This window comes from Larkinella punicea (assembly GCF_003334855.1).
In the GTDB taxonomy this organism is placed as follows: Bacteria; Bacteroidota; Bacteroidia; order Cytophagales; family Spirosomataceae; genus Larkinella; species Larkinella punicea.
In genome coordinates this window covers 201,626-222,286 of record NZ_QOWE01000008.1, presented here as the reverse complement: position 1 = coordinate 222,286, position 20,661 = coordinate 201,626, and the positions used below count along the sequence as shown (strand labels likewise).

Genomic DNA, 20,661 nt, shown 5'->3' with positions numbered 1-20,661 from the left:
ATCACCAACCGCTGGGCTCGGTCACGGGAGTAAGCCAGCCGTAGGTTTGCCGACAATCTTTCTCCGGAATCAGAATGGAATTGATATACCCGTAAATCGCCGTGCCGTAAGTTGCATCCCCGCGCTCCCGAAACCGCTTCCGAACCACTGCCGACGCGCCAAAATAACCCAGCGCCTTCTCGTCAGATTGGCTGGCATTGGAAATGTTACCGATTACCGAAGCGGGTAATGGATCGAAAATGGTCCCGGTGCGGGATTGCTGTTCCTTGAATAGTTTCCAGAACTGATAAGCCGCCGACGTCAGGCTGTACTGCTGCACTTCGACCAGCGTGGGGCCGGGTGTATAGATCGGCGAACGCATGACGAGTTGCTGTCGAAGCTGGTTTCCATCGATGCCGTTGTCGGACATGATGTTAATATCCTGACTAAAATACTGCACCCAGCAGCGATCAAAACAAATGGCTGTACAGCCCAGGCAACACGGCACCCCGGTTGACCGTCGGGCGGTGTAGGCATAAGCCGTCCAGCGGTAAAAATTTTGCTGCGCGGAAGGGTCAGTTGCGTCGAGGTAAAAATAATACTGATAGGGTAAGGTGATGCTTTCGGTGGGCGTAAACCGGGCGTAAACGCTGTCGATACCGGGAACGGCGGGCATTTTTTCGGGTGCCGAAATATAGGTTTTTCCATCAGCCAAACGAATCGTCAGGGTGTAACTGCGGCCCGGTTGTCCAACAAACGCAGCGTCAGTCGTCCGATAATAACCCGCATTCAATGCATCGTGCGCCATTGGAGTCGAATGCCCCGCGTCATCGTTCAGCGTCACGACTGCATCCGTTACCTTTTGGTCCTGCGGATTTTCCTGATCGAATGTAAAGCTGCCTGAATACGAAAGCCGGACGCTGTAAGGCGGTTTTTCGTTGGTAATCAGCCCATCGACCACCAACTGCGGAGCCTCATTGCGGATGGGCAACGAAACCTGATCGATGCAGGACAACAATCCGCTCAAAATCACCAACACAAAGGCCAACTGCTTCATCAGAAATTGAAATTATAGGTAATCGACGGAATCAGGGTGCCAAACACGGCCAACCGGTACGCGTCCGTCCGGGAATTGGAGCGGTTGAAATACACCGAATACGGGTTTTTACGGGCGTACACGTTGTAAATCCCGATGGTCCAGATGCTATAACGCGTCTGGCGGTTGCTCAACCGGGTGTCTTTCGAGAAGGCAACATCCAGCCGGTGGTAATCCTGAATCCGGTCGGCGTTGCGTTTCGAATAGTTGAGTGTCGGCTGGTTGGCAAATACGTATTGTCCATCGGGGTAGGTCGCTGGAACGCCGGTACTGTAGACGAAGTTGGTCGTAAACGTCCAGTTGTAGCGCATCGCCAGCCGGGTCTGCACATTCAGGTTGTGCGGTTTATCAAAATTCGATGGGTAATAATCGCCCTGATTGACCTGCAACTCGCTGAACGCCGTCTGAACCGCTACGAGCGACCGGGCGTAGGAATAATTGAACTGTCCCGTCAGTTTTCCCTTGTTTTTGGCGACACTCAACTCTACGCCATAGGCCTTGCCACGGGCCTGGAGCAGATCGGTTTCCAGCCGTTCATTCAACAGCAGCGTAGCCCCGTTGCGGTATTCCACCAGGTTGTCAATGGTTTTGTAATAGCCTTCCACGGCGAGTTCGATGGCGTTGTCGTTCAGGTTTTTAAATAGGCCAATGGCCAGTTGATCGGCCACCTGGGCGGGAACAAACGAATCACTGACTTTCCAGAAATCCGAGGGTGTAATGGCGGTGGTATTCGAAATCAGGTGGATGTACTGACGGTTTCGGCTGTAGTTAAGCTTCAGAGACATGCTGGACGAAAGTTGCACCCGCAGCCCCAGCCGGGGTTCCCAGCCGCCGTAGGTTTGAATGGGTTTTCCACCGGCAAAAACCGTCGAATCGACCACGGTTTCGGGCGTTCGGGGCACTTTTTCGGCATAACGATACACCGTCTGCGGCCCCAATTGGCTGAACGTCGAATACCGCAGTCCGGCCTGAAGCGTAATCGCCGGTGTCAGAATCCATTCTGTGTTGGCATAGATACCCAGTTCGCGGGCGTTTTCGGGTTCCAGCGTTTTCGGGTTGATGCTCGAATTGTCACCCGTCGGTTCAAGGTCGCCTTTTTGAATCCGGTACAGAATCCCGTTCGCGCCCACCTGTAGTTTGTGTTTATCGAAGAGGGTGTAAAACAGATCGGCTTTGGCTTCGCGGTGCTGGATGTAGGAGGTCAGCCGGAAGGTGTATCCCTCGGTTTCGCCATCGACATGGTATTGATAACCGCTGTATAAGGCATTGACGTTCAGTTGCAGATTCCGACTTAGCAGGCTGCTCCACCAACCAGACACCACGTTCGACTGCCAGCCGTAGGTGGTGTCGCCCGGAAATTTGAAGCGATCCGCACTGCGGTAGGCCGACAGCGAAACCGTATTGGCGGCATTGGGTGCGTAGTTGAGTTTCAGATTGCCGTCGTAAAAAAAAGCTCGGCTTTCTTTGGCGGCACTGCGTTCCGGAAATGATTGCAGAATCCAGTTGGGATAGGCTACGCGCCCGGCGGCCATCAACGTCAGCCCTTTGGCAATCGGCCCGTCGATCACCACACGTCCGCTGATGGGACTGATGCCGCCCGAAAGCCGCCAGCGTTCGCCGTTGCCGGCTCTGGTGTTGACGAGCAGGAGGGACGAAATCCGACCGCCATATTGGGATGAAAAACTGCCTTTGTAGAGGTTTATGTCCTGCACCACATCCGAACTGACGTTGGCGTAAAAACCGAGCAAATGTGAGGTGTTATACATCGGCGCGCCGTCGAGCAGCACCAGATTCTGGTCGGTTCGCCCCCCGCGAACATTGAAACCGCCCGTCCCTTCGCCCGCCGTTGAAACACCGGCTTGCAGCGTCAGGGCTTTCAGAATGTCCGGTTCGCCCAGCACCACCGGCATTTTCTTCAACTGCCGGACATCCAGTTGAATCTGACTCATCCGGACATCTTTCACATTCTGATCCGCGCGCCGGTCGCGGACTTCCACCTCATCGAGTTCAAACGTTTGGGAAATCAGCCGAAAAACCGCCGTCCGGTTCGCATTGACGACGATAAACGGCCGGTCCGATTTAAAACCGACGGCAGAAAGGCTAATGTGGTAGGAACCGGGTCGCAACGAAACCGAAAACCGGCCTTGTTCGTCGGTCGTCGTTCCCGCACCGGATTCGGTCACGAACACACTGGCTCCTACAATGGGCAGCGTCGTATCGGCACGCATGACGGTGCCACTGAGCATCACCCGTTGAGCAATAAGTTCCTGAAAAACGAGCAGAAAGAATGCGAAGCAGAAAAGGAAACGGTTCGGCATGCACTGCAAAAAGTTGTAGTCGTATAGACACCAAAACCACGTATTAGGTTGTAATCATCCAAGATACAATTTTATTAATGCAATTTTTGCGCTATTTCGCAGCCGCCAGCCCTTTTTTATAGGTTTCGATGGCCCGGTTTCGCGCCATCGTATGCTCCACCATCGGCTCTGGATAATTAAGTGAATTGAATTCGGGAACCCACCGGCGGATGTATTCGCCTTTCGGATCAAACTTCTGGGCCTGCAACGTTGGATTGAAAACCCGGAAATACGGCGCGGCATCCGTTCCCGAACCAGCCGCCCATTGCCAGCCGCCGTTGTTGGCCGACAGGTCATAATCCCGCAGTTTTTTGGCAAAATAGGCTTCGCCCCACCGCCAGTCGATCAGCAGGTGTTTGCACAGAAAACTGGCGGTAATCATCCGGACGCGGTTGTGCATCCAACCAATTTCGTTCAGTTGCCGCATACCCGCATCCACAATTGGATAACCCGTTCGGCCTTCGCACCAGCGCTGAAATTCGTCTTCATTATTACGCCAGGGAACACCGTCATATTCCCGGCGAAACGAGTATTTTTCGACGTGCGGAAAATGGTCAAGCACCTGAAAATAGAAATCCCGCCAGACCAGTTCGTTCAGAAACGTGAAGTTGTGCTCTTTGGCTTTCCGGGCCAGTTCGCGGATGCTGATGGTGCCAAAACGGAGGTGAATGCTCAACTCGCTCGTGCCCTGGATGGCCGGAAAATCACGGGTTTCCTTGTAATTTTTGAGCAGGTCCGATTGGACGGTTTTTCCCGGAAACGGTTCTTTCACTGGTTTAAAACCCAGTTCTTCCAGTGTCGGAATGGGCAGTGAAGCGGTTTTCAGGAAGTTGGCGTAATATTTTTTTGTGGGATACGATTTGAGGTGAAAGTCGGTCAGCTTGTGGTGCCAGTTGCGGCTGTAGGGCGTAAAAACCGTGTAGGGCGATCCGCTGCCGGTCAGCACCTCGTCGCGGTCGAAGATGGTCTGGTCCTTGTAGGCATGAAACTCCGCCCCGTTTTCGGAGAGCAGATCGGCCACCGCTTTGTCGCGTTCCTTCGCGTAGACTTCGTAATCATAATTCGTGAAAACCGCCTGAATATTGAATTCTTTCAGCAGGTCGCGGTAGATGTCCAGCGGTTTTCCATACCGAACCAGCAGTGATGTCCCGATTTTGCGAAACTCCTGCTGCATTTCCAGAACGGTGTTGTGAATGAATTCCAGGCGACGGTCGTGCTTATCGTCGAGCGCATCGAGGATGGTTTGGTCAAAAATGAAAACGGGCAAAACCGGAAAACCGCTGCGGAGGGCATGGTAGAGACCGGCATTGTCGTTCAGGCGCAAATCCCGGCGGTACCAAAACAGGGCGACGGGTGCAGAAGAAGGTTTTGACATACGATGGTTTTTCTGGGCAACGGCTGGTTCAACAGAAATGTTTACCTTACCGACGGACTTTAGTCCGCAATAATAAGCTTGTCATGCCTATATTTGAAAATTAAATACCCCCAACCCCCTAAAGGGGGCTTTAACATCCGGATTTGAAAGCCCCCTTTAGGGGGTTGGGGGTATTGCTCAGGTCTCATACACGGACTAAAGTCCGTGGGTACATTATGCTCGCTCTTCCGATATTTTTAGTCATTGCCGTTAGTTTTGTGGTCGTTGGGGTTTACCTCGAACGGAAAGTTTCTGCTTTTATTCAGGACCGGCTGGGGCCAATGGTAGTGGGAAAATACGGGCTGCTGCAACTGATTGCGGATTTGCTGAAACTGCTTCAGAAAGAAGATATTGTGCCGAAAGCAGCCGACCGAAAGCTGTTTCTGCTGGCTCCGCTGATCATTTTTGCCTCGGTTTTTGCGGGCTATGCCGTCATGCCGCTGACCCCCGACTTGCAAGGCTCGGCGACGGAAGTGGGCGTATTTTACCTGATGGCGATTGTTTCCGTCGATGTGATCGGCATTCTGATGGCGGGCTGGGGGTCTAATAATAAGTACTCGCTGTTTGGCGCCATGCGCTCGGTGGCGCAGATTGTTTCCTACGAAATACCGCTCGGTCTGACCATTCTCTGCGCCGTCATGATTTGCCAGACGCTGAATTTACAGACCATCAGTTTTCAGCAGGGCATCTATACTGAGGAAACCAATTACCTGTTCGGATTGAAAGCCCTGGGCGTCGACGTGACGAACTGGGGTGGTATTTTTAGCTGGAATATTCTCCGTAATCCGTTTCTACTGATTGCCTACATCGTCTTTTTCATCACGACGCTGGCCGAAAGCAACCGCGCCCCGTTCGATTTGCCCGAGGGCGAATCCGAATTAGTCGGTGGTTATAATACCGAATACAGCGGGATGCGGTTTGCCCTTTTGATGCTTTCTGAATACGCCATGATGCTGCTGGTTTCTTTTCTGGGAGCCATTTTATTTCTGGGAAGCTGGAATACACCCCTGCCAAATCTCGGGCCCCTGCGCCTGGCCGACTGGACGAGTGGCCTGCCCGGAACCGCCTGGGGCAATATCACCGGCGTGTTCTGGCTGTTCTCAAAAGCCATGCTGGCGGTGCTGGTGCAGATGTGGGTGCGCTGGACATTGCCCCGTGTCCGGGTCGATCAGATGATGTTTCTGTGCTGGAAAGTGTTGACGCCTATCGGACTGATTCTACTGCTGATTTCCGGCGTTTGGCGGTTGTTGATGGTGTGAGTGTGTAAATAAACGCCGTATGCAACCAATAAGGTGATCAAATGTGTTCAATGAAAAATGTATTGCCATGACCACAACTGAAAAAACATACCAGTCGATCCTGCAAAAACTGAGTGCCATTCCGGTTGAGCATTTGGAACAAGTTGACGAATTTCTGGCCCAGTTCAGTCGGAATGGGAAAGCAACAGAAGAAACAAGGAAAGCGGTTTTGAATTTAGCAGGTTCCTGGGGCGATATGTCGGAGGGAGATTTTAATGAGTTTCTGACAGAATCCAAGGTTTATAAAACCGCAAAAGAAGCTTTTCAGGCAAAACATTATTCGATGAAGGAATTAGTGAAAAATATAGATCTGAGTCAATTAGGAAAGTAAATGCTTAGGGAATCATTGGTATTAATCGAAATATATAATCTGATTCTTAAGAGCTTAATGGTTATTTGTGGTTTGATGGTAATAATATAACGCTGTTTAAATATGGCAATAACTAGTTTGTTAGATACTAAAACTCTGAGTCTAAATGAGATTTTAGGAAATGGGAAGATTTACAGAGTTCCTGCATTTCAGAGAGATTATTCATGGGAGCAGGATAATTGGGAAGATTTATGGAATGATTTAGTAACGGTATATCAGACTGGTAATCCGCATTATATGGGGTCGATTGTGTTACAAATATCAGGAAACGAGGATGATAAGGAATATTTAGTGATCGATGGTCAACAACGTTTTACAACATTAAGCTTATTGATTTTATCTGTTATAAGAAAAATTAAAAATTTAGCTGATTCTGGCGTTGAAACAACTAATAATTTAGAACGTATAGAAATTCTAATGCGTGATTATATAGGTAAAAAAGATCCATCATCCTTATTATACTCCAGTAAGCTTTTTCTTAACGAGAATAACGATGGTTTTTATCAACAAAGGTTATTAAACTTTAGGTCGCCAGTCAATTATAGTAAACTTAGCGATTCGGAAAAATTACTTTGGGATGCATATATATTTTTTAATAAACAAATTGATATATTATTTCCTAATAATTTAACTAATGGCGGTGAGGTAACTGCTTTTCTATCAAAGTCAATTGGTGAACAACTTAAGTTTATTCAAATTACTGTCAGAGATGAGCTAAACGCTTACACGGTTTTTGAAACTCTGAATTCAAGAGGTATAGATCTAACTTCTACTGATTTATTGAAAAACTATATTTTTTCTTTGGTTGCAAAAAGTAGCAGCGATTTATCCATATTAAAAGGACAATGGAAGAAGATAATTGACTCAATTGGACTTAAAGAATTTCCAATTTTTTTAAGGCACTATTTAAATGCAAGAAGCTCTCTTGTTACTAAAGATAGATTGTTTAAAAGTCAAAAACATTTTGTTAAAACAGATCAAAATGTTTTTGACTTATTAGGCCATTTAGAAGGGTATTCCTACACCTACAATGCACTATTTAATTCTGAAGACGAACTTTGGGGTGGGGACAAAGAGGTAAAAGATTTAATAAATAGTTTAAATTTATTTAGAGTAACTCTCTGCCACTCGTTGCTGATGGTTGCTTACGATAAACTTTCTTTACCTGATTTTAAGAAGGTTCTATCAGCAGTTGTTACTATTTCATTTCGTTATAACGTGATTGGAAAATTGCAAACTAATGATATGGAAAAAGCTTATAATAAAATCGCTAACAAAGTGTACAGTGGTTCTTTTCAACAAGTGCAGCAAATTATTAATGATTTGAAAATTTTATATATAAATGACGATAACTTTCGCAATTATTTTACATTGAAGATGTTCAATACAACGAACAGCCAGCAAAAAAAAATTGCTAGGTATATTTTATATAAAATAGAATCATATTTGGCAGGTGGAGTAAATGCAAGCTATGATTTAGACGATGGAACAATTGAACACATTTTGCCAGAAAATATGGATGAAGACTGGTCCCAGATGTTTTCAGATGAAGAACACTCTCGTAATGTATACATGCTTGGTAATTTAACACTTTTAGAGCCTAGTAAAAATGGAAGAGACGCTGCACAAAAAATAATGAAAGATAAAATTGAGGTCTACAAAACGAGTAAATTCGCTTTGAGCAATGAAATAACAGCTACTGACTGGACAGTAAAGATGATCCAGCATCGTCAGATGCGCTTAGCTAAAATAGCTACAGGAATTTGGAAGATACAATAGAAAGTTGCTTTTCCTCCCCTTGCCTTTCTTTCCTATCATTTGGCGGTTGTTGATGGTGTAATGGCACTTTATTTGTCCTGGCAGGGTTGTACAGGTACAAGTATTAAATTCAACACATGTCTTTTACCAAATTAGCGCTCATTGAGCCCATTCTGAAGGCCCTGAGCGCCGAAGGATATACGACCCCCACCCCCATACAGGAACAGGCTATTCCCATTTTGCTGGAACGCCGGGATTTGCTGGGTTGCGCCCAGACCGGTACCGGAAAAACGGCCGCCTTTGCCATTCCCATCCTGCAAATTCTGGAAGCCGGAAAAGGTCCGGAACGCGGTCCCCGCCCGATTAAAGCCCTTATTCTGACGCCTACCCGCGAATTAGCGATCCAGATCGGAGAGAGTTTTGCCGCCTACGGAAAGTATTTGAACCTGCGTCATACGGTTATTTTCGGCGGAGTTCCGCAACATTCGCAGACACTCGCCCTGAAAGCTGGCGTCGACATCATGATTGCCACGCCGGGCCGTCTACTGGATCTGATGAACCAACGGTTCGTTCATTTGCAGCATATCGAGTTGTTCGTTCTCGACGAAGCCGACCGGATGCTCGACATGGGCTTCATTCACGATGTCAAGAAAGTGATTGCCAAATTGCCCGCCCAACGCCAGTCGCTGTTTTTCTCCGCCACCATGCCGCCGGACGTTTCCAAACTAGCCGATACGATTCTGCGTAAACCGGTCAGGGTGGAAGTAACACCGGTTTCTTCGACGGCAGAGAAAGTGAAGCAGGCGGTTTATTTTGTGGACAAAACCGACAAAAAACGCCTGCTCATCCACCTGCTCAACGACAAGGCCATTGAATCGGCCCTGGTGTTTGCCCGCACCAAACACGGTGCTGATAAAGTCGCCAAAGATCTGCTGAAAGCCGGTATTCAGGCGGAAGCCATTCACGGCAATAAGTCGCAGAACGCCCGCCAGCGCGCCCTGACGAACTTTAAAAGCCGACAAACGCGGGTATTGGTGGCTACAGACATTGCCGCACGGGGCATCGACGTCGATGAACTGTCGCACGTGATCAATTACGAACTGCCCAATGTCCCGGAGACGTATGTTCACCGGATTGGCCGGACGGGCCGTGCGGGTCACGACGGCATTGCGCTGTCGTTTTGTGATGCGGAAGAAAAAGAATATTTGCGCGACATTAACAAATTGATTACCAGGCCTATACCGGTGATTGATAACCATCCGTATCCGATGGAAACCGCTGCGGCCTCCTCCGGTACGGGGCAGTCATCGCGGACGCAATCGGGCAGCGGTTCCAACGGAAGCCGGGGCGAAAGTGCCGGCAGTGATTTCCGGGGTGGTAGCCGCCGACGGTTTGGACGGCGTTAGATACCAACGATTGTATTTTTTTTCTTCGTAGTCAGTTCGGCCGGCAAGTGGGTTACTATTTCCTGCTTCAACGCATCGATCAGCTTCCGCTTCAGAAAGCTGCGGTGCATCACCAGACTGACTTCCCGCACCGGCTGTGGAGCCTCGAAAGGCCGGGTGCGGGCCTTCCGGATTGCGTCCATGTCAAGGGTCGCCAGATAGGGAAGAAGCGTAAAACCATCCTGTTTATCAATGAGTTTGATGAGTGTTTCGAGCGAACCCGTTTCGTAGCGCAGCGGTTGGCTACCGTTCAGCCGCTTGTCGTTTCCGCACAGGCTAACGACCTGGTTTCGAAAGCAATGCCCTTCGGTCAACAGCCATAAACCGTCGGTTTTTAAATCCATCGCCGAAATAGCGGTTTTTTGAAAAAGCGGATGGGAGTCGGAGGCATAAACGACAAAAGGCTCGTAGAACAGCGGAATTTCCAGCAGACCATTTTCATCCAGTGGCGTTACCACAATCCCGACGTCGATCAGCCCGTTTTTCAGTCGCTCCAGCACCTGTTCCGTCATCATCTCCTGAATGTGGACCGTCACGGCCGGATACCGGTCGATGAACTGGCCAATGAAGTAGGGCAATAAATAAGGTGCCAGCGTCGGGATGATGCCCAATCGTAGCTCGCCACTAAAATCCTCTTTCGACTCTTTCACAATTTCCGGAATCCGCCGGGCGGTTCTCAATACGTCACGCGCCTGATTCAGAATGAGTTGGCCGGTTTCCGTTGGCACCACCGGTTGCTTCGACCGGTCGAACAGTAACACCCCCAGCTCATCCTCCAGCTTCTGGATTTGCATACTCAACGTGGGCTGGGTAACGTGGCAATGGTCGGCGGCAGTGGCAAAATGGCGGTGGGTATCAACGGCAACAATGTATTCTAACTGCGAAAGGGTCATGAATGGTCGTGATGGCTTAAATGGTTATGATGGTTTGAATGGCTTAGGCGGTTTTGATTGCTGGTGGCTCTTAAACATTTTCAACCATCCGGCCATTTTTAGCCCTCTATTGATTATAAATAATTTCGATACAAAAATAAAAGATAGTGATTGAGTTGATGCCAATTCCGTTGTAATTTTGATTTGTCAATCAAGTTATTCACTATGGAAGTACCCGGTCAGGCCCTGCCTGTTTTGCAGCAATCAATTTCCGTTCAGAAACAGCCTGGTAAAACCGGCGTTCTGATTGTCAACCTGGGCACGCCCGACAGCCCGTCGGTGCCGGATGTCCGTAAATACCTCCGCGAGTTTTTGATGGACGGTCGGGTGATCGACATTCCGGTGGTGTCCCGCACGTTTCTGGTCAATGGGATCATTGCGCCGTTTCGCGCTCCCAAGTCGGCGAAGGTCTACGGGGAAGTATGGACTGTAAACGGTTCTCCCTTAAAGCATTACGGTGAAGTGGTGGAGCGGGAACTGCAAAAAGAGCTGGGTGACGATTATGTGGTGAAACTAGCCATGCGGTATCAGAATCCGAGCATCGACGTTGGTCTTTCGGCGTTTCAGCAACTGGGTTTGACTGAGATCATTGTCATTCCCTTTTTTCCGCAGTATGCGTCGGCCAGTACGGGTTCGGTGTATGAAAAAGTGATGGAAATCGTCGGCAAGTGGCAGGTGATTCCACAGATTCGCTTCACCAACCGGTTTTCCGATCACCCCAAATTTATTGAAGGATTTGTCCGTCTGGGTCGAAAATACATGGCGCAGGAAGACTATGACCACGTGCTGTTCAGCTACCACGGTTTGCCCGAACGCCAGATTTTGAAAGGCGACGTGACGGGAAAGGTGTGTAAACTGGGCGATTGCTGCGATTCACTGCACGCCATGAACCAGTATTGTTACCGGGCGCAGTGTTTCGACACCACCCGGCGACTGGTGAAGGAACTTGACATTCCCGAAGGGAAATACACAACCTGTTTTCAGTCCCGACTGGGAAAAAATCCCTGGATTCAGCCGTACACGGATGATGTGATCCCGCAACTGGCCAGACAAGGCGTCAAAAGTGTGCTGGCTTTTTCCCCGGCGTTTGTGGCTGATTGCCTGGAAACCATCATTGAAGTGGGCGTTGAATACAGGGAATTGTTTGAAAAACACGGCGGTGAACGCTGGCAGTTGGTCGAAAGCCTGAACGACAGCCCCATCTGGATCGAAACCCTGGTCGACCTGGTGAAGCGGACGGCTTAATGTCAGATTTTCAGTATATTGAGATTTTAGAGCAAAGGACTATGGGTCAGATAGTTGAAAAAACTCATTATACCGTCGAAGAATACCTTGCGCTGGAGCAGGAATCAGACGTCAAACATGAATACATCAATGGTGTCATTTATGATATGGCGGGTGGGACTCCCGCTCACAGTTTGGTTGGAACGAACACAACGCGTGAACTGGGAAACAGTTTGAAAGGGAAACCGTGCCGCGTCTATAATTCTGATCTTGCCCTCGCCCTGTCGGAGAGTCAATATGTTTATCCCGATGCCAGCATCATCTGCGGCCCGTTGCAGACTTTTGGGATTAACAAGAATGCCGCTAATAACCCCATCGTAATCATTGAGGTATTTTCGCCATCTACGAAAGGATACGATAAACGCTGGAAATTTCGGTTGTACCGCCAGGTTCCGTCGTTTCAACAATACGTTCAAATAAGCCCCGATCGCGTTCTGGTGGATGTATTTACCAAAGTGGAAGATGATCTCTGGCGAATCGCTTCCTACTGGAGACTAACAGATACCGTTCGGCTGGAGTCCGTCGATGCGGAGATTCCCATGAGCGAAATTTACCTGGGCGTCGATGTTCAGGAAGAGCCCGAATAACGAAGGCCCGCTGCTGAGCGGGCCTTCACTCGTTTAAAAATTCAGTTTTTTAACTACACTGCCCTTTCGTCTCAGTAAACAGAAATAAACCGATGCGGTTTACCGACTCGCAACTTCTTTCCCCTTCGGTGTGAACCGCACGACAGCGTTCTTCACTGGTGGAACGGTTTTGAGGTACGTAAAGATGGCGCCCAGATCCTGCTCGCTCATGCCGGCATACATCATCCAGGGCATAATGGTGTTAAATCCTTCAAATTCGCCGGTAGAGGGGTGTTTAAAATCTTTTTCGGCAGCCTTAAAACGGGCAATGAAAGCCTGTTTTGTCCACGAACCCAGTCCCGTTTCGGCATCAGGCGTCAGATTCATCGCACGAACGGTTCCGACGGGCATGGGAAATTGCCGCCCACCGGCAAAGGCCATCCCCGGAAGCGGCTGGCCCTTGTCGTCTACGGGCGTGTGGCAGTCGCCACAACTGGCAAACGTTGTCAGGTATTTGCCATAAGCGATGGAATCGGCCGGATCTGGGCGCTTACCTCCCTCGGTTTGGGTCGGAATGGTGTTGATGATCAAACTCATCGGAAAGTCCGACTCGGGGCTCGGAATGGACTTGTTTTCAATCGGTTTCAGTGTGCGCACGTAGGCAATGATGGCCTTGATGTCTTCCGGGTCGGCCTGACCGAAATTGCCATAGGGCATAACCGGAAACAACGGACTGCCGTCTTTGCTGACACCCGCCGTAATGGCGCGGTAGATTTCCCCGTCGCTCCAGCCGCTCAGGTGGGCTGGGGTGATGTTACGGGCATAATATACACCCGGAAAACCCATTTCGCGGGTGAACGCTTCACCACCTTTGCCTTCAGTTCCCGGAATAACCGGGCCGCTGACGATGTTCCAGTCCCGTTCGGAGTGGCAATCGACACAAACCGCCACGTGGTTGGCCAGATACCGGCCCCGGGCAATTTGCACCGAGTCGGCCTGAATCGTTAGCTCCGGTGCCGGGCCGACATCGGGCAGGGCCAGTTTCACATAGGCGAAACCGCCAATGCCAATCAAAACAATAACGCCGACGGCGATTAAGAGAATTCGTAGTAACTTTTTCATGCTATAGTGTTAAAGGAAGGAATAGGTATTTCTGACAGGTAAACTTATTTAAAATGTGCGGGAAGTGGTTACATCAAGGAGCTTGTTTTATTATTTGGCAAATAAAAACCTGCGAGACTTTAAAAAGCCCCGCAGGTTGGTCGATGAAGTGTAAGCAGTACGTTATAAGATGGTAATCAGCCCTTTTACGACTGACCCTAACCGGATGGCGTCAAAAACCCGGGCCTCCGTGGCACCGTGTTTCAAGACGCTTTCTTCGTGCGAGCGAACGCACAATTCACACCCGTTGACGGCTGAAACAACGAGGCTAACCAACTCGAAAAATTCTTTTCCCAACACCGGATTCATCATGATGCTCATCCGAATACCGGGTTGGGTCTGTTGGTAGTAATCTTTTCCGGTGAAGTGACGGAATCTGTAAAAAACGTTGTTGGTGCTCAACAGCGACGTACAGGCCAGCGTTTCGGCGATTTCGGCATCCGTGGCGCCTTCCTGACGGGCAATGGATGAAAAGCTGTCGATCAGTGGCTGGTATTTTTCATTTGCAGCAACCGACAACGCCAGCAGATAAGCGTGCTTTTTCGACAGATTCTGGCTGCTGTTCAGCACGTTGCCAACGTTGATTTTCAGATCGCGCAAATACCGGTGGTCGACCTGTCCCAGCGTTTCGAGTGACGGATAGGAAGCCGACGTATCCAATCCCAGATTGGTCAGCAGCGACAGTATGGTTTCGTTTTGAATGGACGTGGTCATCTTTTGAATGAGTGAATGAGTGAATGATAGAATGAGTGAATAGCTCCGCAGGGAGTTTCATTTGGCGGAGCTATTCACTCAATCACTCATCCGCTCATTCACAATTAATATTAAGCCGTTAGCGTTTCTTCGCCTTTCACCCAGTTGCAGGGGCAAAGCTCGTCGGTTTGCAGGGCATCCAGAACGCGGATGACTTCGTTCACATTCCGGCCAACAGACAGGTCATTTACTGAAACCCAGCGAATAATACCTTGGGGATCAACGATGTAGGTGACGCGATAAGCAATTTTTTCGTTGGCTTCCAGAATACCCAGTTCTTCGGCCAGAGATTTTGACGTGTCGGCCAGCATCGGGAATTTCAGGCCACGCAGGTCGTCGTGGTTTTTGCGCCACGCCAGGTGAACAAATTCACTGTCGGTCGAAGCACCAATCACGATCGTATCCCGGTCGGCGAAATCTTCGAACTTATTGTTGAACTCGGCGATTTCGGTGGGGCATACGAACGTAAAGTCTTTCGGCCACCAGAACATCACCAGCCATTTGCCGGCGTTCTTGTGATCGTCCGACGAAATTTCATAAAACTCGTTGCCTTTGTCCAGCGATACAACGGCCAGTTTTTTGAAATCCGGAAATGTTGATCCGACGGAAACAATTTGATTTTTCATGGTTTGCAAGTATTTATACAGGTTGTATAATCTAAATTCTGTACAAAAATGCAAAAAAAGTAGGTAGGATGTAAATTCGATTTATTGATGCAGTATAGATAAAATCAATGCGGTTTTTAACTCCTTCGTTATCAGAAGGTATCTCATAGGTATGTTTGAATTGTGCAAAATTATATATTTTTAACAACAAGGAGGTTCTGTAAATATATTGTTAGTATAGTAGATTATTTTAAAAATAAAAACGCGAAACTGAGCTGGAAAATGATCAGATCATTTCGCCACGACTCAACTTCGCGTCTATAGAATGTATGGATTTGGGTACTACTTGGCGGCTAGATAGGCCATAACCGATTCATACGTAGGAAACGTAAGCCGTTCCGTATCGTGCCCCGGATCTTTGTAGTCTACCTGAAATGCTTCGGTGTATTGAATGACAACGTCAAACGAAGGAGGTGTTAAATCTTTTTCTCTTTTAAAATGCAACCGATAGGTGGTTGGCCCACTGTGGGCGTTAGACCGGTAAAAGTTTGTAATGACATAACCACCGACGGTGGGTGTGCCAAATTCCTGCATTTTTTGGAGCTTGGTGGCTAATTCGTTCATTTTGTAAAATAAAAAGTCATTGTATTTGCCCGAATTTTCGGAGCAAATGGTCCAATAAGCGGGTCAATTCACAGAAAGACTGCTTACTGAAATCGTTTTCAACGTGTAGTCGATTAGCGAATATCTTCCAGAAGATACTGCTTCGATTTCTGTGGTTGAAAAGTGGGTTTATTCGTTTCGACGGGAATCAATTGATAACTTTTGGCCGGGGCCTGATCGAATCCAAACATGCCGTTCCCCACTGAATCGTAAATGGATTGTGAAGGTCCGATAACCGGCCGGAAAACCCGATGAAGCAGGTTGTTCCATTGCGTTACTCCGATCGTTTTAATTTTTTCTTTCAGCAAATGAATCGCATGTACCATTTTCTCTATGTTGTTTAATAGTGAAAGAGCGGCCAACAAACCGGTTGATAAAGGCACCAAGCGGTCGTTTTACCATGATCAGACCAACTCGATAATCATGATATCTACTCTGAAATACAGTGCTTTACAAAAAAGAAGAGTGGCAGCCTATCGGTACTTGTCAACCAGGAAGCCAAAATCGATGATGGAGAAGCTGCACCATATACTGGATATAACGCTAGATAGGCTTTATTAGTTACGAAAACAAATTATTTCTTTTGGCTGATTTATAAAGAGTTATTCCCGAACCGACTAATCCGATTCGGGAATAACCCGGGAATTGGGAAAGTTCGAATGCTATTCGGCGTAACACCGCACCTCCAGTAAAGCCGCCGGAACCGGCCCATTCATGGTTTTCAGGTGAATGGTCAGGCTGCGGGTTTCGACGGGCTTCTCAAACCGGATCGTATTGCGGGTTTGGTGATTGTCGCTTTCCTGAAAAATACGCTCGTTGCGATCATTACAGAGGATGTATTGACGAACACAAAACGGGACTTCCGTCTCCGGATGCGTCATAATCACGGTTTCGAGCGGGTGGTCGAAGTCGCCGTCGAAGAACAGTTCCACTCGGCCGATGCGCTGGAGTGAAGGCCAGCTTAAAGTAACCGTCGGATTCGGATCGTTGGGGGCCGCTACGTAGGCATTGGGTTGATTCGTCGGCCGCTGAATCCCGTTGCGCAGATTTTCGACGCCAAAAAGCGCAATACCGGAATCGATTTTCAAGGCAATATTCTGGCCTTTGGGTCTCCGTTCGGGCGTCCAGAATTCGAACGCATCTACCCCGATGTCTTCCGTCGGTTCCTGTTTGCCAAAGTTGGAAACTGCCGCGTTAATTTTGTTGAAAACCGACAGGATACCCGTCACCCGCAACGCACTGTATTGCAGCCGAATGTGCTCGTTTTTCAAAAAGGTTACAAAAACATACCCCGGTTCTTCCAGGACGGCTTCAAAATTCAGATCCAGTTCCTGTTTGCCTTTTGGCAGCGAAAGCGAAAGCGTTTGCAGGGTTACATCCGGCGTGTGGTTGTCGGGTTTGCTGCTGCGACGCAGTTCAACCGTCAATGTGGTGGCCTGGTCGGCACTAACCCAAACCGTCAACCCCGGAACCGGCCCGGCAGGCAAAGGCAGCATCTGGGCGGCTGAGGCCGTCAGCGGAACCAGAGGGCCGTCGGTCGGTAATTCATTTAAAACCAGCTCGCTGGAAGCCGAAAGGGTGGCTTTTTGGGTTAAGTCGTTTTCGTCGCGAAGCACTAACCTAGGAATGTGCTGACCGGTTTTCAGGAGTTCCTGCTGTAATTTCTGCATCCGGACCGGTTCGGTCAGGTCGCGGGGCAACAGACCGTCGCGGGTACACAAAGCTGCGGCCATTCCAACGGCCTGTCCGCCGTGCGCACTCGTTCCCATCACCCGCGAGGAAGCAAAAGCGACGTGCGACGCGCTGATAATTCGTCCGGCCATGAACAGGTTTTTGATATTTCGGCTGTAAAAAGAGCGGTATGGAATCTGGTAAAGTCCCTTGCTGTGCCACTGGTTGCAACCCGGTTTTTCGGAAAAAACGCCGTCGGCGGGGTGTAAATCCAGCGACCAGCCACCGAATGCCACGGCGTCGGGATGCGTGCGTTGTTCGACTACGTCTTGCTGTGTCAGCATGTAATCGCCTTCAAACCGGCGGCTTTCGCGTTTGCCGGGAATCTGCCCCACCCACTCAAGCGTCATCGTTTCGGCTTCTGGAAACTGCCCGGAATTCTTGATGTGATTCCAGACGCCGTAGACCACTTTCCAGAGTTCCCACTTGATGGTTTCGGTTTCGTGAACCGTGTCGAGCCGACCGCCGTATTCGATCCACCACAACTGACAACCGAATTCTTTGGTGTTGAATCGCCGGTAGCGTGGAATCTGGGTGATGTCCTGAAGGGCATACGAAGGCGGCACGAACCGCACCGGTTTGCCGGTGTCTTTCGAGTAAAAGTAAAGTGAATGCCCCAGCAGTTCGCCATACTCGGCCGTTGGCGCAAATTTCTCCCCAAACTCCTCCCGCGACTCGGCACCCATCCGGAACGCGGCCCCGGCCTGAAACGCCACGACGCCATCGCCCGAGGCATCGCAGAAAAGTGGGGCCACCAACTCATAGGCCGTGCTGTTCTGGCTGCAAAAAGCCTTCAATCCCGTAATGGTTTCGGCATCCGGAGCGCCGGCCGCGGACTTCTCCACTTCGTAGACTGCGGTGTTCAGCAGGAGCTTGATGTTCGGCTCGTTGACAACTTTTTCGAGGAGGATCGTGTCAAAAATCAGCGGGTTCCCTTCCGGATTCCGGTACAGGTTTTCGAGCAGAAGCTCGTCAATAAAACCGCCTTCGCGCGCCCAGCGGTTGTTGTTGCCCATGTGCGAGGTGGCTCCCAGAACCCAGAGCCGGACTTCGCTGGAAGAGTTGCCGCCCAGTACGGGCCGGTCTTGCACCAGCACCACCTGGATGCCCGCCCGGGCCGCCGTAATGGCACAACAGGTACCGGAAAGTCCTCCGCCTACCACCACCAAATCAGCCTCGTACCGGACGGTTTTCGGACTTCGTTTATCGGTTGCTTGTTCGCGTATCATTCGTCAGATCAATCGTTTGCGTTAGAATTGAAAAGCCCGTCGGTTTCACAACCTCAACGGTCATTGTTTTATCGAAACCGGTTACCGGAAGTATAATGTCAGTGGTTTGGCCCGGTTGTAAATCGGGAATCAGTTGGGTGGCTGTACCGGTTTTCAGGCGGTATTGTTTCAAGGCATACGCCGGAAAATCGGGCCGGGCCGTTAGCCGGATCGTGAGGGCATGTGTGCCTTCCGGGCCGGGTTTCCAGCTTAATTTTTCAATCGTCAACGGAGCCATACCGGTTTGGTGAGTCGCATACAGCGGCCGTTTCGAGCGGTCGTGCCGGACGAGGCCCCAGGGCCGGGTGCCGTCGGGATTGGTGCCGTCGTGGCGGCTGAGGTAATCGTTGAACGACCACCACGACGCTCCCACCACATAGGGCAGTGGCCGGACATCATTCAGGAACTTTTCAAGGTGAGTAACCTGACCCGCTTCGCCATTGTTGCCATCGGCCCGGGTGCCGTATTCACTAATGAAAATCGGTTTGTCGGGATACAGCGAATGAATGTGTTTCAGGATGTTGGCGTGATTCCCGTAGGTATTGGTCGAGATAAAATCACAATACTGACTGGCTTCGTCTTCCGGTTTTTTGGGCAGAATGTTCAGCCGCATCGATGCGAAAGTGTATAATCGCGTGGGATCCAGCTCACGGGCGTAGGCAATCATATCTTTGGTCCAGCGCTGCCCGGCGGGTTGCTCCGACAAATATTCATTCCCCACGCTGTAGGCGATGACACTGGGGTGGTTCCAGTCGCGCTCGGCCATCTCGCGGAACTGCTGCCGGAATTTGGTGCGGATGGTATCATTGTCCATCAACCTTGGCGTAATCTGCCAGTTACCGGCTTCGGTGATGATCAGCATCCCGTTGCGGTCGGCCCAGTCGTAGACGGTTTCGGAGGGTGTGTAGTGCGTCAGGCGGTGGAGTTCCATGCCCGCTTCCTTCATCAGCCGCAGGTCTTTTTCGACCAGCCAGTCCGGTTCCAGCGATCCCAGAGCGGGGTAATCGACCACGCGGTTTCCGCCCGCTACCTTGATCGGCTGGCCGTTCAGCAACAGTTGCGCATTGCGAACCTCTACTTTACGAATGCCAAAATGAGTCCGGACGGTATCGGTAGCGGCAATCACCTGAATGTCGTACAAGGTCGGCTGATCGAGACTCCAGAGTTTCACTTCGGCGGCTTTGAGTGCCGTTTCGGCCTCCAGCACCAGGGTTTGATTGGCAGCCGAACCGGGTTGCTGTTTCCAGTTGAGCGGAATCACTTTTCCGGCCTGCTCGACCCGAAACGTCAGCTTGGGGGCATTCGTTTGACCGGTGGTGTTGCGAATCCGGGTTTTGATCTTCAGCGTGGCGGTTCCTTTCGTCAAATCCGGCGTCGCTTCGATTTTTACATTTTCGACATACACGGCCGGTTCGACGGTAAGGTAAACCGGTCGGATCAGACCTCCGTAGTTGACCCAGCCCGGAAACGGATCGTTGGGTTCGTTGTTGTCTTTCGACCCCGGAATGGTGCCGACTTTCCAGGTGTTGTTATCGACCGAAACCGCAATGGTGTTAGCACCCGCTTTCAGGAAATCCGTTACATCGAAGTGAAACGGCGTGTACCCGCCTTCGTGCGAACCAACTTTCTGCCCGTTGAGCCAGACGACGGTTTTGTAATACGCGGCATCGAAATGGAGCAACACGCGTTTGCCGGTGGTCGGTTGCCACGGAAACGTCCGGCGATACCAGGCCGTACCGGTATAAAACTGGTAGCGCGGGTCGACCGAAAAACAATGCGGCACCGTCACCTTATTCCAGCGGTTGAGCGGGGCGTCTTCGCGGTACCATTTTCCGGTTTCGCCGACGTCGTTTGGGTCCATCGCAAATACCCATTCGCCGTGCAGTGGAATGGCTTTTGGGTCGCGGATGCTGTACTGGCCGAACGAAACCGTGGCGAACTGGAGTACTAAAAATAGAATGATCAGAGGTTGTCTCATGTG

The 20,661-nt window shown here is 50.0% G+C and carries 18 protein-coding genes; 7 read left to right on the top strand and 11 right to left on the bottom strand.

The features are described 5' to 3' along the window. Position 1: 1 nt before the first annotated feature. The 3 genes from DUE52_RS11705 to DUE52_RS11695 form a co-directional block, all read right to left on the bottom strand. Positions 2–1,036 (bottom strand): DUF4249 domain-containing protein, encoded by a 1,035-nt coding sequence (locus tag DUE52_RS11705; protein ID WP_114406197.1) that lies wholly within the window; start codon positions 1,034–1,036, stop codon positions 2–4. Then, complete coding sequence (locus tag DUE52_RS11700) at positions 1,036–3,393, bottom strand: TonB-dependent receptor (protein WP_229312142.1); 2,358 nt, start codon at positions 3,391–3,393, stop codon at positions 1,036–1,038. Before DUE52_RS11700 ends, DUE52_RS11705 begins: the two co-directional genes overlap by 1 nt. Before the next feature lie 91 nt (positions 3,394–3,484). Next, entirely contained in the window at positions 3,485–4,807 is a 1,323-nt protein-coding gene (locus tag DUE52_RS11695; RefSeq protein ID WP_114406196.1) for a cryptochrome/photolyase family protein, read from the bottom strand. Between the two features lie 215 nt (positions 4,808–5,022). Here DUE52_RS11695 and DUE52_RS11690 point away from each other — a divergent pair, with 215 nt between their 5' ends. The 4 genes from DUE52_RS11690 (at position 5,023) to DUE52_RS11675 (ending at position 9,678) form a co-directional block, all read left to right on the top strand. Beyond that, positions 5,023–6,105 (top strand): complex I subunit 1/NuoH family protein, encoded by a 1,083-nt coding sequence (locus DUE52_RS11690; RefSeq protein WP_114406195.1) that lies wholly within the window; start codon positions 5,023–5,025, stop codon positions 6,103–6,105. Positions 6,106–6,172: 67 nt separating this feature from the next. Further along, entirely contained in the window at positions 6,173–6,475 is a 303-nt protein-coding gene (locus DUE52_RS11685) for a hypothetical protein (protein ID WP_114406194.1), read from the top strand. A gap of 102 nt (positions 6,476–6,577) precedes the next feature. Beyond that, positions 6,578–8,293: a DUF262 domain-containing protein gene (locus tag DUE52_RS11680; protein WP_114406193.1), complete on the top strand. Its 1,716-nt coding sequence runs from the start codon at positions 6,578–6,580 to the stop codon at positions 8,291–8,293. A 116-nt stretch (positions 8,294–8,409) separates the two neighbouring features. Then, complete coding sequence (locus tag DUE52_RS11675; protein ID WP_114406192.1) at positions 8,410–9,678, top strand: DEAD/DEAH box helicase; 1,269 nt, start codon at positions 8,410–8,412, stop codon at positions 9,676–9,678. Here the strand turns inward: DUE52_RS11675 and DUE52_RS11670 are convergent. Next, on the bottom strand, positions 9,675–10,610 hold the full coding sequence (locus DUE52_RS11670) for a hydrogen peroxide-inducible genes activator (protein ID WP_114406191.1): 936 nt from the start codon (positions 10,608–10,610) through the stop codon (positions 9,675–9,677). The genes DUE52_RS11675 and DUE52_RS11670 overlap by 4 nt on opposite strands. Here DUE52_RS11670 and DUE52_RS32400 point away from each other — a divergent pair. The 3 genes from DUE52_RS32400 to DUE52_RS11660 are packed head-to-tail and all read left to right on the top strand — an operon-like array spanning position 10,609 to position 12,520. Beyond that, positions 10,609–10,764, top strand: a complete 156-nt coding sequence (locus DUE52_RS32400; protein ID WP_165840921.1) for a hypothetical protein — start codon at positions 10,609–10,611, stop codon at positions 10,762–10,764. The two genes, DUE52_RS11670 and DUE52_RS32400, sit on opposite strands and share 2 nt — an antisense overlap. Before the next feature lie 50 nt (positions 10,765–10,814). Next, entirely contained in the window at positions 10,815–11,894 is a 1,080-nt protein-coding gene (gene hemH, locus DUE52_RS11665) for a ferrochelatase (RefSeq protein WP_114406190.1), read from the top strand. Between the two features lie 41 nt (positions 11,895–11,935). Next, entirely contained in the window at positions 11,936–12,520 is a 585-nt protein-coding gene (locus DUE52_RS11660) for a Uma2 family endonuclease (protein WP_165840920.1), read from the top strand. Between the two features lie 99 nt (positions 12,521–12,619). On the opposite strand, the gene DUE52_RS11655 is transcribed toward DUE52_RS11660, so the two are convergent. The 7 genes from DUE52_RS11655 to DUE52_RS11620 all read right to left on the bottom strand — a co-directional run bounded on the left by DUE52_RS11655 (position 12,620) and on the right by DUE52_RS11620 (position 20,658). Beyond that, complete coding sequence (locus DUE52_RS11655) at positions 12,620–13,621, bottom strand: c-type cytochrome (RefSeq protein ID WP_114406188.1); 1,002 nt, start codon at positions 13,619–13,621, stop codon at positions 12,620–12,622. Between the two features lie 162 nt (positions 13,622–13,783). Beyond that, positions 13,784–14,374 (bottom strand): carboxymuconolactone decarboxylase family protein, encoded by a 591-nt coding sequence (locus DUE52_RS11650; protein ID WP_114406187.1) that lies wholly within the window; start codon positions 14,372–14,374, stop codon positions 13,784–13,786. Positions 14,375–14,484: 110 nt separating this feature from the next. Next, positions 14,485–15,039 carry a peroxiredoxin gene (locus DUE52_RS11645; RefSeq protein ID WP_114406186.1) on the bottom strand — a complete coding sequence of 185 codons (555 nt, stop codon included), beginning with the start codon at positions 15,037–15,039 and terminating at the stop codon, positions 14,485–14,487. Positions 15,040–15,360: 321 nt separating this feature from the next. Then, positions 15,361–15,642, bottom strand: coding sequence for a hypothetical protein (locus DUE52_RS11640; RefSeq protein ID WP_114406185.1), 282 nt, complete (start codon positions 15,640–15,642; stop codon positions 15,361–15,363). Between the two features lie 113 nt (positions 15,643–15,755). Continuing rightward, positions 15,756–16,007, bottom strand: coding sequence for a hypothetical protein (locus DUE52_RS11635; protein WP_114406184.1), 252 nt, complete (start codon positions 16,005–16,007; stop codon positions 15,756–15,758). Positions 16,008–16,343: 336 nt separating this feature from the next. Then, positions 16,344–18,641, bottom strand: coding sequence for an FAD-dependent oxidoreductase (locus DUE52_RS11625; RefSeq protein WP_114406182.1), 2,298 nt, complete (start codon positions 18,639–18,641; stop codon positions 16,344–16,346). Beyond that, on the bottom strand, positions 18,616–20,658 hold the full coding sequence (locus DUE52_RS11620; protein WP_114406181.1) for a glycoside hydrolase family 2 protein: 2,043 nt from the start codon (positions 20,656–20,658) through the stop codon (positions 18,616–18,618). The genes DUE52_RS11625 and DUE52_RS11620 overlap by 26 nt, the downstream gene beginning before the upstream one ends. Positions 20,659–20,661 lie beyond the last annotated feature (3 nt).

Excerpts from the sequence above, each read along its gene's own strand:
- DUE52_RS11705 (WP_114406197.1), bottom strand. The coding sequence starts at position 1,036 with ATGAAGCAGTTGGCCTTTGTGTTGGTGATTTTGAGCGGATTGTTGTCC.
- DUE52_RS11700 (WP_229312142.1), bottom strand. The coding sequence starts at position 3,393 with ATGCCGAACCGTTTCCTTTTCTGCTTCGCATTCTTTCTGCTCGTTTTT.
- DUE52_RS11695 (WP_114406196.1), bottom strand. The coding sequence starts at position 4,807 with ATGTCAAAACCTTCTTCTGCACCCGTCGCCCTGTTTTGGTACCGCCGG.
- DUE52_RS11690 (WP_114406195.1), top strand. The coding sequence starts at position 5,023 with ATGCTCGCTCTTCCGATATTTTTAGTCATTGCCGTTAGTTTTGTGGTC.
- DUE52_RS11685 (WP_114406194.1), top strand. The coding sequence starts at position 6,173 with ATGACCACAACTGAAAAAACATACCAGTCGATCCTGCAAAAACTGAGT.
- DUE52_RS11680 (WP_114406193.1), top strand. The coding sequence starts at position 6,578 with ATGGCAATAACTAGTTTGTTAGATACTAAAACTCTGAGTCTAAATGAG.
- DUE52_RS11675 (WP_114406192.1), top strand. The coding sequence starts at position 8,410 with ATGTCTTTTACCAAATTAGCGCTCATTGAGCCCATTCTGAAGGCCCTG.
- DUE52_RS32400 (WP_165840921.1), top strand. The coding sequence starts at position 10,609 with ATGAATGGTCGTGATGGCTTAAATGGTTATGATGGTTTGAATGGCTTA.
- DUE52_RS11670 (WP_114406191.1), bottom strand. The coding sequence starts at position 10,610 with ATGACCCTTTCGCAGTTAGAATACATTGTTGCCGTTGATACCCACCGC.
- hemH (WP_114406190.1), top strand. The coding sequence starts at position 10,815 with ATGGAAGTACCCGGTCAGGCCCTGCCTGTTTTGCAGCAATCAATTTCC.
- DUE52_RS11660 (WP_165840920.1), top strand. The coding sequence starts at position 11,936 with ATGGGTCAGATAGTTGAAAAAACTCATTATACCGTCGAAGAATACCTT.
- DUE52_RS11655 (WP_114406188.1), bottom strand. The coding sequence starts at position 13,621 with ATGAAAAAGTTACTACGAATTCTCTTAATCGCCGTCGGCGTTATTGTT.
- DUE52_RS11650 (WP_114406187.1), bottom strand. The coding sequence starts at position 14,374 with ATGACCACGTCCATTCAAAACGAAACCATACTGTCGCTGCTGACCAAT.
- DUE52_RS11645 (WP_114406186.1), bottom strand. The coding sequence starts at position 15,039 with ATGAAAAATCAAATTGTTTCCGTCGGATCAACATTTCCGGATTTCAAA.
- DUE52_RS11640 (WP_114406185.1), bottom strand. The coding sequence starts at position 15,642 with ATGAACGAATTAGCCACCAAGCTCCAAAAAATGCAGGAATTTGGCACA.
- DUE52_RS11635 (WP_114406184.1), bottom strand. The coding sequence starts at position 16,007 with ATGGTACATGCGATTCATTTGCTGAAAGAAAAAATTAAAACGATCGGA.
- DUE52_RS11625 (WP_114406182.1), bottom strand. The coding sequence starts at position 18,641 with ATGATACGCGAACAAGCAACCGATAAACGAAGTCCGAAAACCGTCCGG.
- DUE52_RS11620 (WP_114406181.1), bottom strand. The coding sequence starts at position 20,658 with ATGAGACAACCTCTGATCATTCTATTTTTAGTACTCCAGTTCGCCACG.